Here is a 13,435-nt window from a genome sequence, read left to right as displayed (position 1 = left end):
GCCGGTGCGCGGCTGCCGCTTGTTTCTATCCTGGAGATATGGTATATAATTTATACCTTGTTTCCTTTTTTACATATACATTTTGGCCATTGATCCAGGAAAGTGGGCTCAAATTGAACGAAATACTGCCGTTTTCGCAAGAAAAAAGTTGGCACTTTATTTGCTTAAACAAAAGGCGGCGCGGACAACGCAGTACCGCACGCGAAGTATGGCAGTAAGGGAGGAACCAACATGGAAGGTACAATGAAGGCTATGGTCCTGGAGGGCCCTGGCAGGCTGGTGTATCAGCAAGTCCCCATACCGAAGATCGGACCGAGGGACATACTTTTTAAAATCAGCTATGCGGCAGTTTGCGGCGGCGATCTGCCGGCGTATCGGGATCTGCACTATCTGCAGCACACCCCCATCATTATCGGCCACGAGTTTACCGGCTACGTGGTGGAGGTGGGAGACCAGGTAAAGGACATCCCCGTTGGGATGCGGTTTATGGGCACCAGCATTGAGGGCTGCGGCGAATGCGAGGTGTGCAAAAACGGCGGAAAGGACTGGGAGTGTCCCTACAGCACCAAATACGGCCTGGGCTTCGGCCGGGACGGCGTGTTTGCCGAATACTCCGTGATCCACCACGCCCAGCTGGGCGTCAGCGTACATCCTCTGCCGGATTCCATCAACGATATGGTCGGCGCGACCTGCGAGCCCATGTGCGTGGGCATCGGCAACGTAGGACTCATCAAGCCCCAGCCCAGAGGCGAGCGGATCGTGATCTACGGCGCGGGCATCATCGGCCAGTCCTTTATTCAGGCGTTCAAGGCCGAATGCGAGCAGTGTGAGATCGCCGTGGTGGACGTATCCGACTTCCGCCTGGAGCTGGCCAGGCAGAGCGGGGCGGACTACGTCATCAACCCCGCCCGGGGCAAGAGCGCTTATGATGCCATGGCTGAGATCTGGGGCTACGGCGAGTACGCCTACCATGACCGTTCTACCAAGCCCTGCGGCAACGCCACCATCGCCGTGGAGTGCACCAGCAACATGGGCTGTGTGGCCGAGGCCATGGATATCGTGACACAGAACGGCAAAGTGTGTTATGCCGCGGGATACGGCGATGACGACAAGGCGCTGATCCACCCGGTCAACCTGATGATGAAGGGCGTTCAAGTCATTCCCGGCCTGATGGGGAACTTTGCAAAGTCGGTGCAGTATATGGCCGAGGGCAAATTCCGCACCGAGCATCTGATCACCCACGTCTACCCGCTGGAGCAGCTGGACGAGGCCATCCACAAGTCCATGGATTCCAAGCACAGCTGCAAGGTGTGCATCAAGGTGGACCCGGCGTTCCCCGATTACCCCTACAATAAGCAGGACTGATTCCGTCTCAGCGTTGTTCGGCAATCCCTCAGCTGATATTATGAGAGGAGTGTTTCCATGCAAAAGAAGAAGCTCTATTACGGGTGGATCGTCACCCTGCTGGCCGGCCTGACCTATTTCGGCTCCAACGGCCTGCTGTCTGCTTCTGCGGGCACAATCGTCAGCCAGGTCCTTTTGGTAAAGGGCTGGGATGCCGCCCAGGTCAGTTTCACCTATACGCTCAAGTCCGTCCTGGGACTGGGCCTGCCGCTGGTGGGGCTGCTGCTGATGAAGATCGGCCCCCGCAAGTGTATTTTCTGGACGACCACCATCACGGCGATTTTCCTTGCCCTCACCGGTTGGGTGGATTCCCCGATCGTGTTTATTTTTGTATACGGCGTTGCCGTCAGCTTCAGCATGCTGTTCAACGACCAGCTGGCCTGCTTTACCGCGGTCAACAACTGGTGGGACCGCCGCCGGGGGGAACAGGGCGGTTATGTCCAGGCGCTGGGCGCACTGGGCGGCGTGGTGTTTCCGCCCATCATCACCTGGCTGTTCCTGAACTTCAGCTGGAAAAGCGCCCTCATTATTATGGCGGTGCTGCTGATGCTGATTACCGCGATTCCTCAGATGATCTTTATGAGGGACCATCCCTCCGAACTGGGCCTGGAGATGGACGGCGGTCCGGCAGAGGGGAAGCCCGCCAAGCCGGGAAAGGCGCGCAGGGTCTATCAGGGCTATAAGTCTCCCGTCGACTGGGAGATCAAAGACGCCGTCCGCTGCCCGCAGCTGTGGATCGTGGGCCTGGCCTGGGGCAGCACGGTGTTTGGCTACTGTGCCGTACAGTATTTTGGAATGACGCACCTGATTATGAACGGGTTTGCCGACATAACCGCGGCCAGCGCGGTCTCCATCATGAGCGGCGCACTGTTGGTCGGCAGCCTGATCCTCAGCCCGCTTACCGACCGGATGAACCCCAAGATCGCCCTGGTGCTGATCGGCGTGGTGGCGTCCGTGGGCTGCGTACTCTTCGATGTAGCCGCCAGGAGCGGCAGTATGCCGCTGATGGTGCTTTCCATGATTGTGGCGGGCGCCCCCAACGGCCCCATCATCTGCGCGGTGATGAACACTCTGGTCTCCTATTTCGGCGCCAAGAACTACGCCGGCATCCAGCCCTACTGCAACGTGCTGCTCACCCTGATCGGCGCGGCGTCCTCGGCGGTGTGCGGCTGGGCGCTGACCCAATTCGGCTCCCTGTCCAATGCCTATTATGTGGCGGCTGTATTCGGCGTCGTCATTTCAGTGGCGGTTCTCCTGTTCCTGAAGCCGCCCAAGGTGTCCGAAAAAATGCTGGCCAAGTATCAAGCCAAGGCTGCGCAGTGACCAGCCTTTTCCCGCCCGACAGAGGGAGCCCCGGCAGCGGATGGCTGTTGGGGCCTCCCTCTTTTCTGCTGCGGCAATCTGTGCTATAATAGCAGGTAAAGGCCCCTCTATTTTATGTAATTCCGCCAAAATAAAAGCTCGGGAGGTAGCGCAATGGCTCAGGAGCACCAGCAGGAGTATTCCTATCGTTTTCAGGACAGCCCCCTCTGGCACCAGCCCCGGGATCGGAGCCGTGAGATGCTCTTCCGCGCGCTGGATGCCATTGAGGAGCCGGTCATCATCGTAGACCGGGACACCCGGGTCGTATACGTGAACAGCAGCTATTTGAGGACCTTTTCCGCAAATCTGAGCGCCGCCGGGGTCCGGCCGGAGGAGATCACCAGTTATAAATTGACGGAGATGAAGGACCAGACGGATGTACTCCCGATTCTGGATGTGCTGGAACGGCAGCGGCCCAAGCTGAAGTACTACTCCCTCTGCGGCGACGTGCTCACCACCTTCTCCGACATCATCCCGCTGAAACTGGAGGAGGACGAGCTCTTAGGCGCCGTCATCCTCAGCCGGGACACGGCGCAGATCGCCCAGATGAATCACGAGATGAACCGCTACAGGACCCTGGCCGACGAGCTGCGGCGGGAGCTGGATGCAAAGACCCAGCTCCCCCTGCCCTTCCGTTCGGTGATCGGCTCCTCCCGGGCCTTTGTGGCGGTGTTGCGCACTGCTGCCCAGGTGGCGCGCTCCAATGCGGCGGTCTGCCTGACCGGCGAGAGCGGGACCGGCAAGGAGGTGCTGGCCAAGGCCATCCACTACAGCAGTCCCTATGCCGGCGGCCCCCTCATCAAAGTCAACTGCGCGGCCATCCCGGAGACGCTGCTGGAGAGCGAGCTGTTCGGCTATGAGAAGGGGGCCTTTACCGGGGCCAAGGCCACCGGGAACCCGGGCAAGTTTGAATTGGCCAACGGCGGCACGTTGTTCCTGGACGAAATCGGCGAGATGCCGATGTCCATGCAGGTTAAGCTGCTGCGGGCGCTGCAGGAGCATGAGATCACCCGTGTGGGCGCGACCAGGACCATCAAACTGGATTTCCGGCTCATCACGGCCACCAACCGGGATCTGGAGGCCATGGTGGAGGAGGGCACGTTCCGGGAGGACCTGTACTACCGCATCAGCGTCATCCCGCTGAATCTGCCGCCGCTCCGGGAACGCAGAAGCGATATCCCGGTGCTGGCCAACCACTTCCTGCAGGAACTTCAGGAGCAGTACGGGGGAGACCGCTCCTTCTCCAGTGCGGTGACCGAGCTGCTCTGCGATTATACCTGGCCGGGCAATATCCGGGAATTGAAAAATTGTGTGGAGCGCATGTCGGTGCTCAGTACGGACGAGATCATTTCCACGGAAGTCCTGCCCCACCAGGTCGCCGACTGCCGGAACCGCCGCAGCAAAAAGAACGCGGAAAATTACCGGCTTCAGGATATTCTGGAAAAGACGGAACGGGACACCATTCAGGCGGTCCTCAGCCTGACCGGCGGCAATAAGGCCCGGGCCATCGAGATCCTGGGCATCTCCAAACGGAACTTTTATATGAAACTGGACAAATATAACCTGCGCTGAGAAACGCTGTCCGGCGCCGCCGCACCTTGGTTGTGCGGCGGCGCCGTTTTCCTTGGCGCCCCAGGGCGGCGGCGGGACTTGGTATGGGATTTGCTTTCTCTTCCATAGAACATCATCACAACGGAAAGGAAGCGATGCCCTATGGAGCGGACGTTTCGTACCCTTGTCTGTACAGAGGAAAAGGGGGTATGCACGCTGCTGCTCAACGCGCCGCCGGTCAACGTCATTACCCGCGCCCTGCTGGAGGAGCTGGACGAAGCGTTTCAGACGCTGGAGTTTCACACGGACCTGCGCGCTGTGGTCCTGAGCAGCGCCCTGCCCAAACTGTTCTGTGCCGGCGCGGACATCAAGCAGTTTCAGACCTGGACCAGCGCCACCGGAAGTGAGAACTGCCGGTTTGGCTCTCAGGTCTACCGAAGGATCGAACGCTTTCCCAGGCCTGTCCTCTGCGCGGTAAACGGCAGCGCCTTCGGCGGGGGGCTGGAATTGGCCATGGCCTGCGATGTCCGCATTTTTGACGAGCGCGCCAGAGTCGCGCTGCCGGAATGTACCCTGGGCATGCAGCCGGGCTATGGCGGCACCCAGCGCCTGCCCCGGCTGGTGGGACCCGGATTTGCAAAAAAAATGATGTACACCGGCCTTCCCATTACGGCGCAGGAGGCGCTGCGGGCCGGGCTGGCGGATGAACTGGCTCCGGCGGGCGGGAGCCTGGACGCCGCCCTGGAACTGGCGCAGACCATCGCCCGGCGGGCGCCCATCGCGGTGGCCCAGATCAAAAAAAGCGTTGCCTGCGCCATGGAGCACGGCCTGGAGGAGGGCCTGCGCTTTGAGAACCGCGGAATCGCGCTGCTGTGCGGAACGGGCGACAAGCAGGAGGGCGCGCAGGCGTTTGTGGAGAAACGCCCGCCCGTATTCCGCAACCGCTGAAGCCCTCCACAGGCGCTGCAAAGGGTATACTTTTTATACGGTGTTTCCGAAAGAGATACACAAAGCGGGGAAAACCGGCGGAATCAGCGGGAAATCCGTTGGCATGGCGTTTGCTATAGTAACAACTGTGGAGAGCGCCGCCAAGCGGCGGCATACTTGAGACGGATTGGAAAGGAAGGCTGCACTATGACAGGAAACAGCGGAAAAAGAAAACTTGCATTCATCGGGATACTGATCGTCAATTTCATGACCATGTTCTTGATCTGCGGCGTGGGCGTTTACGGCTACTCGGTGGCGGGATACTTCGACAGCATCGCCTCGGTGGGGATGATCTTCACCCTGGAGAGCGTGGCCCGCTGCGTGGCGATCCCCATCAGCGGAAAACTCAGCGATAAGGCGGGCCACCGGCAGCTCTTTCTGAGCGCGCTGGTACTGTATATCATCTCCTATGCGGTGGCGGCCTTTGCCCCTTCCTTCTGGGTGTTTACCATCGCGCGCACGGTCAGCGGCTTTGCCTGGGGACTGTTCGTCTCCAATATCTTTGTGCTGATCTCCGATCTGTTCGGGCAGAGCGACGCACCCCGTTATTCGGGGATCGCCCAGGCCCTGTCCACGGTGGCCATGATCCTGGGCTCTCCTGTGGCGGGCATCCTGTGCGCCGTCAACTGGCGGGTACAGTTCTATGTCTCCCTGCCCATCCTGGCGGTGGGCGCGATCTTCTGCTTGATCGGGCTGCCCAATGTCCCCAAACAGGCGGGAGAGCACAGCGCCATCGACGTGGGCGGCTGCATTGCCACTTTTGTTATGCTGATCCCCTTCTCCCTGGCCATGAACTGGGGCAGCACGTACGGCTGGACCTCTCCCCTGCTGCTGACGCTGCTTGCGGTGGCGCTCGCCGGACTGGCGGCCCTGGTGCTGGTGGAGCGCAAGGCGGAAAACCCCATCTATCCGGCCAAGCTGCTGGGCAACAAATTCTACCTCGCCATTTTTATGGTCAGCCTGTTTTATTCTCTGGGCAATGCGGCCAATAACTATGTCCCCACCTATGTGCAGTATGTTCTGGGCTACAACAGCACTGTGGCCGGCTTCGTCACATTGCCCGCCCTCGTGATCGCCACGGTCCTGTCGGTCGTATTTGGCAGCCTTGCGGCAAAGAACGGGCGCTATAAGGGGATGACCGTCTTCTGGTCGCTCTCCTCCATTGTGGGCGGCGTGCTCTACTGGGCCATGACCGGCTCGGCCACCCCGCTGATGGGCCTGGTGCTCGTGGTCCTGGCCTCGCTGTTCTACGGCATGGTCAACGGCGTGCAGCAGATCGTCCCCTATACCTATCCCATGAAAGTCCTCAAGCCGGATGAACTGGCGGGGGGAATGGCGTTCATGGGGGCAGGCGGCGTGCTGGGCAACACGATCGCCAGCGGCATCTACGGCGCTCAGCTGGCCGGAGATCCCACCATGGCGGCCCTGTTCCGGATGCCGGTTCTCTGCGCCGTGGTCATGCTGATCTTCGCGCTGCTGTTCCGGGATATCAAAGCGGGAGACACCCTGTGAGCTGGGGCCGTTTTCAATAAACGCGGCCACCGAGTACGGCCCTATGGGGATCCGGGTCTGTGCCGTTTGCCCCGGAGCCATCAATACCAAGATGATCGGAGACATCCTGAAGACCATCGACCCTGCGATCCTAGGTCCAATGGCCCGGCCGGCCGAGCCCCAGGAGATCGCAGACGTGGTGTGCTATCTCGCCTCGGACCGGGCGAGCTACCTCAACGGTGCGATCATCCGTGCCGACGGCGGAAAGGGCCTGTAAGCTCCGCACGGGAGGCAGGCGGCGCTTTCGGCGGAAACACCGCCCCGATGCATGCCGGAAAAGGCGCGCCGGGGCGGTGTTTGCGTTTTGGGCGGCTACCGGCTGCATAGGTCCCCGTTGTGAAAGACGTTTGCCATGCTGCTGGTAATGGGGTGGCCGATGGACTGGCTCATCTCCAGGGACAGCGCCGTCGTTTTCTCCAGATCCAGGCCGGTGTGCACGCCCATCTGGCGGCAGAGGTAGATCAGGTCCTCGGTGCTGATATTGCCCTTGGCGCCGGGGATAAAGGGACAGCCCCCCATGGCGGCCAGAGAGGACTCGAACCGCCAGGAGCCCTCCAGCATGGCGGCGTAGGCGTTGGCCAGGCCTAGGCCGCGGGTGTCATGGAGGTGGATGGCCATATCGCGGGTGTCGATGCCCAGATCCTGCAGCCCGCGCAGTACCCGGCGGGTGGTGTTGGGGTCGCTGTTGCCGCCGGAGTCAGCCAGACCGATGCGGGTCACGCCCAGGGCCTGGGCCTCGCGGATGATCCAGGCCACCCGTTCCACGGGCACCTCGTCCCCAAAGGGAGAGCCGAAGACGCAGCAGATAGCCAGCTGCACGTTGAGGCCGTGGGCCTCCGCCGCCGAGCGCTGGAAGTCCTCCATCGAATCGGCGATGGGCTTGTTGGAGTTGCGCAGATTGTGGGCCTCGCTGGCGGAGAGCACGAAGCAGATGTTGCTCAGCCCCGCGTCCCGGGCCCGTAGCATGCCGCGGGTGTTGGGCACCAGGCAGGAGAGGCTTACGCCCCGCTCCCCGGCATAGCCCGTCACCGCCCGGGCCACCTCGGCCGCGTCGGCGAACTGGGGCACCCACTTCGGGTGGGCAAAGCTGGTGATCTCCATGGAGCGGATGCCCGTGTCCATCATTTTCTTGATGTACGCCACCTTGGTCTCGGTGGGCAGGAAGGTCTTGAAGTTCTGCCAGCCGTCCCGGGGGCAGACTTCGGTGATCTCGACCTGTTCCGGAAGTTTCATCGCGTTCGCCCCTCTCAGTTTATTGCGCCCTGGGCGCGGTAGGCGGCCAGCTGCTCGTCGCTGAAGCCAAGCGCCCGGAAGATCGACGCGTTGTCCTCGCCCAGCAGGGGCGCGCCTTTGGTGTACTGACAGGGGTATTCGCTCATTTTGATGGGATTGCCGATGACGGTGAGCGTTCCCTCACGGCCGTCGTGGGGCCGGGGGACCTTCACGAGCATCTCCCGCACCTGGGTGATGTTCGCGTCGGCGCAGGCCTGGGCGCAGTTGTAGATGGGGGCGGCGGGGATACCCCAGCTGTCGATGAGCGCGACGCACTCCGCGGCGGTCTTGTCGGACGACCAGTCGTTGATGATCTGTTTGAGGGCCTCCCAGTTTTGGTTCCGGCTGGGGGTATCGCAGAAGCGGGGATCCCGGGCCAGCTCGGGCATGCCCATCCCGGCGGAGAATTTGATGAAGTGGGCGTCCGTCCCGCTGGCGATCACATAGTAGTCGTCCTTGGCCCGGTAAGAATCGTAGGGGGCGGAGGTGATATAGCGGTTGCCGGTTTTTTCGGGCATCTTGCCGCCGTAGAGGTAGTTCATAATCTTGGCCTCCATGCCGGAGAAAATGGAGTCCACCAGCGCCACGTCGATCTGCTGGCCCTTTCCGGTCTCCCGGCGCTTGTAGAGGCTGGCGCAGATGGCGATGCAGAGGTTTTGACCCGCCATCAGGTCGCCGATGGCCATGCCAGCCCGAGTGGGCTCGCTGCCCGGCCAGCCGGTGATGCTCATGGAGCCGCCCATGGCCTGGGCGATCAGATCGTAGCCCGGCCGGTAGGAGTTGGGACCATACTGGCCAAAGCCGGAGACTGAAGCGAAAATCAGCGCGGGGTTGAGGCGCCGGCACGCCTCATAGCCAAAGCCCAGCTTGGCCATGACGCCGGGGCGCATATTTTCCACCAGCACGTCGGCCGAGGCGACCAGCTTGGCGAACAGCTCCTTGCCCCCGGCGCTCTTCAGGTCCAGGGCCACGCCCTTCTTGTTGCGGTTGAGGTTGCCGAAATACATGCTCAGGCCGCCCTCCGGCTCGCGGGGCTGGGCGTTGCGGACAAAGTCGCCGCCGCTCTTCAAATTTTCCACCTTGATGACCTCGGCGCCCATGTCGGCCAGGAACTGACTGCAATAGGGGCCTGCCAGGAACTGAGTGAAGTCCAGTACCCGGATACCGTCTAACAAACGCTCGCTCATTCTTTTTTCATCCTGCCTTTCCGTTGCTTGGAATTGATGCTCACCCAGGTTCATCGCAAACAGCGTGCCAAGTCTGGAAAAGGCGGGAAACGCTTGAAAACAGAACGGGTCTGAAGGAAAGCAGGAGTGGGCGGCCGGAGCAAATGTTTTGTTTTCTTAACACTGGTTAACGGTTTTGAAATAACGGAGCGCGGGCAAGCCTACGGCTTGCCCGCGCTCCGTTATTTATGTTTGGCGCTCCTTCTGCCCTTCCAGCTTTTTAAACAGGGCGGTGCGGCTGATGCCCAGCGCCTTGGCGGTCTGGGTCTTGGTGAGGCCCCGGTTGAACAGGGACTGGATGACCAGCCCCTCCACCACCCGGTCCAGCTCCCGCAGGTCCAGGTGCAGGTCGTCGTCCACCAGAGCCGGCTCGGCCCCGTCGGGACTTTCGGGGAACAGAGCCTCCAGGTCGTCCCCTGCGCCGCTGCCGCGGACGGTATAGCGCTGGGCGGCGTTGCGCAGTTCCCGCACGTTGCCCCACCAGTTGTGCTCCAGCAGGGCGCGCTCCAGCTCCGGAGAGAGCTTCACCTCCCGCAGGGGGCGGCCCTGGAGCTGGGAGACGAAGCTGCGAAACAGGAAGAGGATATCCTTCGGCCGCTGGTTCAGGGGTGGTATCCGCACCTCCAGCACATTGAGCCGGAAGAACAGATCACGCCGGAAGGCGTCCCGCTTCACCATCTGGATCAGATTTTCATTTGCCGCTGTAATGATGCGTACATCTAATGGTATGATATAGTCCGAGCCCAGCCGCATGACCTCCTTCTGCTCAATGACCCGGAGGATCTTGGCCTGGGTGCTGGGGGACATGCTGTTGACCTCGTCCAGGAAGATGGTGCCCCGGTGAGCCAGTTCGAACAGGCCTGCCTTGCCCTCCTTCCGGGCCCCGGTAAAGGCGCCGGCCACATAGCCGAACAGCTCGCTCTCCAGCAGGTTTTCCGTCAGGGCCGCGCAGTTGACGGCCACAAAGGGATAGTCCCTCCGGGGGCTGGCGTTATGGATGGACTGGGCGAAGAGCTCCTTTCCGGTTCCGCTCTCGCCGTAGATCATCACGGTGTTGTCGCTGCGGGCGCAGTCTCTTGCCCACTGGATCAGGCCGTGCATGGACTCCTCTTTTGTTAAAATGTCCTCAAAGCGGTAGCGGGCGGTCAGCCCCTTTTTGCTCAGCTGGAAGCGGAGGTTTTTCTCCAGTTCCTGCAGCTTGGTCACGTCCCGCAGGGTGAGCAGCACGCCGCCCACCGGTACGCCGTCGGACAGATCGGTGACGGGACTCATATTCACCGAGAGGGAGTGTTCCTGGGTCTGCACCAGCTGCTCGGAGCGCTTCCCCAGCCGGTAGGCCTCCTGCACCGGAGCAAAGGCGGGGAGCAGGGCGGTCAGCTCCCTCCCCTTCAGCCGGGCAAAGGAAAGGCCCAGCAGCTCCTCGCCCTTCCGGTTGCACAGTGTGACCCGGTTTCTGGCGTCCAGCACCACCACGCCGTCCTCGATGTTGGAGAGGATGGTGGCGATCTGCCGGGCCTTGGCGGCCTCCTTGTCGCGCTCGCGCAGGATGTTGCGGGCATCGGTGCAGCTCTCCCGCACGCCGTCCGGGCTGTTGCGGATCTGCACTGCGTGAAAGCCCCGCAGGCGGGCGGGCTCCAGCACGAAACCGCTGCCGATGATCAGGGTGTTGAGCGGGGCGTCCAGAGAGGCGAGAAACGCCAGCATCTCCTCCACCGGCCCGTAGCGGAAGCAGTGGACCTTGGCGGGGAGCAGGGCGCGGCAGCTGTCGAAATCGAATCGGACGAATTTGGAGAGCACCAGCCAGATCTGGTCGTAGTCCTCCACCCTGCCGTTCAGCGCCTGAAGCACATCCGGCGTGCGCATGACCAGCTCCACCAGCGGCACATCGGAGACGCTCTTTTGCAGGTCCCGGAAGTTGCCGCCCCGGGCCACCAGGGCCTGCGCGCCTGCGCGGAGGAGGTTTTGGGCGGCCTCTTCCGTCTCGCCGGGCCGCACCGTCTGCACCAGCACCTCCCGCCGGGCGACCTCCGCCGGGAAGACCTCCTGGGTAATGATCTCGCTCTCTGCCTCCTCGGTGACGATAAAACCGATACAATAAGCCATAGGGACCCCCTCCTTTTGCCAAGAGTATAAAGCATACCGCTTCAAAAGGCAAGAAAATGTAAACTGGCGTTAATTTATCTTTACGCCAGTATACCCGTCCGAAAGGGCGAGCCTCTGGATATCCCGCATGATATCCGGCGGTTGGAAGGGATTGCGCCGCTTTTGGAAAGTTGGCACTGGCTTTGCTAAAGTCATAATCGTCTTGACAAAGCGAATCTTGTGCCTGGGCCCGTTTGGCGCGGGATGCCCGTATGCGCAGCGGTGCGTCCAATCAAAAGAAGAGAGAATTGGGAGGTATGATCTCAATGTCACAGCTACAGACCCCTCCGGATCAAAAGGCTGCCTATCCCCGCTATAAGCTGATCGGCCTGTTTCTCGGCATTCTTGTCTTTGCGGTTATTTTGCTGATCCCGTCCCTTCCTGGACTGCCCCGCGTCGGGCAGAGTGTGTTGGCCTTGGTGGCGCTGATGGTGGTTTGGTGGGTCACCGAGGCGATCCCCATCGGCATGACCGCTTTGCTGCCGTTGGTCTTGTGCCCGATTTTGGGGATAGCAGGAAAAAAGGTTACCGAACTGGATATCAATTTGTACACCAGTTATGCAGATCCCTCTGTCATGATGTGCTTGGGTATTTTTATGTTCTCAGCGTGTATTGTCAAGTGGGGCCTGCATAAACGTATTGCGCTGCATGTAGTCAAATTGGTGGGTGGCAAGCCTACCCGCATTATCTTGGGATTTTTGCTGGCCACTACGGTCATCTCCATGTGGATCTCCAATACAACCGCCACCGCCATGATGTTGCCGCTGGCCGCAGCCCTAGTAATGCAGCTTGGTCTTACCATGCAGGACGGAATGGCCAAGGCGCTTGTGTTGGCCATTCCATACGGTGCATCCGCCGGGGGCCTGGCCACCCTGATCGGATCGGGTACCAATGTGTCCGGTGTGGCCCTGATGCAGGAACTCTCCGGACAGGAGGTCACCTTCTTTGAGTGGCTGAAGATCGGCTTACCCGTTACCATTGTACTGATGCCGGTAATTTGGCTAATTCTGTGCAAACTGTTTAAGGTAAAAGAAACGAAGGTCGGAGACAGCAGCGTTATTGATGACGAACTGAGCGCGCTGGGCCCCATGAGTCGGGGTGAAAAAATGGTTTTGGTCATCTTTATCCTGGCAATGCTGACGTTTATGACTCGCAAGTATACCATCAGCGCCCTGTTTCCGCTGGTGACCGACGAGACGGTGGCCGTCATTATGGGACTGATTCTCTTTGTGATTCCGGTAGACCTGAAAAGCGGCGTATTTCTCCTGGATATTAAGACGGCGATCAACGGAATTTCGTGGAATACATTTTTGCTGCTGGGCGGGGCTACGTGCATGGGGCAGCTTATGTCCAAGACCGGCATTGCCGAGTGGATCGCCGACGGTATGGGTTTCCTCAGCAGTATGCCTACCATCGTTATGCTGCTGGTACTGGGAACCATCGTCATGCTGCTGACCGAAGTGTGCACCAACCTGGTGGTGGCGGTAGCATTCCTGCCCATGATTTACGGCTTGGCGGTCACCTTGGGCTTCAACCCCTTCCTGATGATGTTTGTGGTCACATTGGGTGCGGGCTGCGCCTGGATGATGCCTACCGGGACACCGCCCAATGCCCTGGCGTTCGGCACCGGTTATATTGAAATTAAAGACATGGTGCGCGCCGGCTTGATCTTAAAGGTTTGTACCATTATTCTTCTTCCAGTGGCCATGTACCTGATTTCCATGCCGCTGACCAGCCTGTTCTGACTATACTGGCATTCTGAGGGCGGCTTTGCCGTTAAACGGGAAAGAAACCCTCCGCCGGATGGCCCCCTTCCGCAGGAACAAATGAAGCGAGGCGCAGTATATGTCTTTGTTGATCACCTTTTTTGACACAGGGAAAGCGATAAAACCACAACAGACAAAGAAACGGTCCTTCCCACTGCAGACACGCTTGATCCG

General features: G+C 60.4%; 10 protein-coding genes. 7 read left to right on the top strand and 3 right to left on the bottom strand.

Annotated features, from left to right (window positions below; all coding sequences use genetic code 11):
- Positions 1-231 precede the first annotated feature (231 nt).
- The 6 genes from NE547_RS00720 (at position 232) to NE547_RS00695 (ending at position 7,072) form a co-directional block, all read left to right on the top strand.
- Positions 232-1,365 (top strand): zinc-binding dehydrogenase, encoded by a 1,134-nt coding sequence (locus tag NE547_RS00720; RefSeq protein WP_256174497.1) that lies wholly within the window; start codon positions 232-234, stop codon positions 1,363-1,365.
- Between the two features lie 57 nt (positions 1,366-1,422).
- A complete protein-coding gene (locus NE547_RS00715) occupies positions 1,423-2,727 on the top strand; it encodes an MFS transporter (protein ID WP_186907451.1) in 1,305 nt (434 codons plus the stop codon).
- Between the two features lie 153 nt (positions 2,728-2,880).
- Positions 2,881-4,338: a sigma-54-dependent Fis family transcriptional regulator gene (locus NE547_RS00710; protein WP_186907452.1), complete on the top strand. Its 1,458-nt coding sequence runs from the start codon at positions 2,881-2,883 to the stop codon at positions 4,336-4,338.
- 141 nt (positions 4,339-4,479) lie between these two features.
- Positions 4,480-5,265: an enoyl-CoA hydratase/isomerase family protein gene (locus tag NE547_RS00705; protein WP_186907453.1), complete on the top strand. Its 786-nt coding sequence runs from the start codon at positions 4,480-4,482 to the stop codon at positions 5,263-5,265.
- A gap of 186 nt (positions 5,266-5,451) precedes the next feature.
- On the top strand, positions 5,452-6,816 hold the full coding sequence (locus NE547_RS00700) for an MFS transporter (RefSeq protein ID WP_207723731.1): 1,365 nt from the start codon (positions 5,452-5,454) through the stop codon (positions 6,814-6,816).
- Positions 6,791-7,072 (top strand): SDR family oxidoreductase, encoded by a 282-nt coding sequence (locus NE547_RS00695; RefSeq protein WP_370866805.1) that lies wholly within the window; start codon positions 6,791-6,793, stop codon positions 7,070-7,072. Before NE547_RS00700 ends, NE547_RS00695 begins: the two co-directional genes overlap by 26 nt.
- 95 nt (positions 7,073-7,167) lie before the next feature.
- Here the strand turns inward: NE547_RS00695 and NE547_RS00690 are convergent, their stop codons facing one another.
- The 3 genes from NE547_RS00690 to NE547_RS00680 all read right to left on the bottom strand — a co-directional run bounded on the left by NE547_RS00690 (position 7,168) and on the right by NE547_RS00680 (position 11,456).
- Positions 7,168-8,088: a hydroxymethylglutaryl-CoA lyase gene (locus NE547_RS00690; RefSeq protein ID WP_256174496.1), complete on the bottom strand. Its 921-nt coding sequence runs from the start codon at positions 8,086-8,088 to the stop codon at positions 7,168-7,170.
- Between the two features lie 14 nt (positions 8,089-8,102).
- A complete protein-coding gene (locus NE547_RS00685) occupies positions 8,103-9,314 on the bottom strand; it encodes a CaiB/BaiF CoA-transferase family protein (RefSeq protein WP_256174495.1) in 1,212 nt (403 codons plus the stop codon).
- Between the two features lie 225 nt (positions 9,315-9,539).
- Entirely contained in the window at positions 9,540-11,456 is a 1,917-nt protein-coding gene (locus tag NE547_RS00680; RefSeq protein WP_256174494.1) for a sigma 54-interacting transcriptional regulator, read from the bottom strand.
- Between the two features lie 305 nt (positions 11,457-11,761).
- Here NE547_RS00680 and NE547_RS00675 point away from each other — a divergent pair, with 305 nt between their 5' ends.
- Positions 11,762-13,240, top strand: a complete 1,479-nt coding sequence (locus NE547_RS00675) for a DASS family sodium-coupled anion symporter (protein WP_256174493.1) — start codon at positions 11,762-11,764, stop codon at positions 13,238-13,240.
- Positions 13,241-13,435 lie beyond the last annotated feature (195 nt).

The sequence above is a fragment of the Flavonifractor sp. DFI.6.63 genome, assembly GCF_024462255.1.
Taxonomy (GTDB): Bacteria; Bacillota; Clostridia; order Oscillospirales; family Oscillospiraceae; genus Lawsonibacter_A; species Lawsonibacter_A hominis.
Note: the sequence above shows the minus strand (reverse complement) of the source record. Positions and strands in the feature narration are given on the sequence as shown.

Excerpts from the sequence above, each read along its gene's own strand:
- NE547_RS00720 (WP_256174497.1), top strand. The coding sequence starts at position 232 with ATGGAAGGTACAATGAAGGCTATGGTCCTGGAGGGCCCTGGCAGGCTG.
- NE547_RS00715 (WP_186907451.1), top strand. The coding sequence starts at position 1,423 with ATGCAAAAGAAGAAGCTCTATTACGGGTGGATCGTCACCCTGCTGGCC.
- NE547_RS00710 (WP_186907452.1), top strand. The coding sequence starts at position 2,881 with ATGGCTCAGGAGCACCAGCAGGAGTATTCCTATCGTTTTCAGGACAGC.
- NE547_RS00705 (WP_186907453.1), top strand. The coding sequence starts at position 4,480 with ATGGAGCGGACGTTTCGTACCCTTGTCTGTACAGAGGAAAAGGGGGTA.
- NE547_RS00700 (WP_207723731.1), top strand. The coding sequence starts at position 5,452 with ATGACAGGAAACAGCGGAAAAAGAAAACTTGCATTCATCGGGATACTG.
- NE547_RS00690 (WP_256174496.1), bottom strand. The coding sequence starts at position 8,088 with ATGAAACTTCCGGAACAGGTCGAGATCACCGAAGTCTGCCCCCGGGAC.
- NE547_RS00685 (WP_256174495.1), bottom strand. The coding sequence starts at position 9,314 with ATGAGCGAGCGTTTGTTAGACGGTATCCGGGTACTGGACTTCACTCAG.
- NE547_RS00680 (WP_256174494.1), bottom strand. The coding sequence starts at position 11,456 with ATGGCTTATTGTATCGGTTTTATCGTCACCGAGGAGGCAGAGAGCGAG.
- NE547_RS00675 (WP_256174493.1), top strand. The coding sequence starts at position 11,762 with ATGTCACAGCTACAGACCCCTCCGGATCAAAAGGCTGCCTATCCCCGC.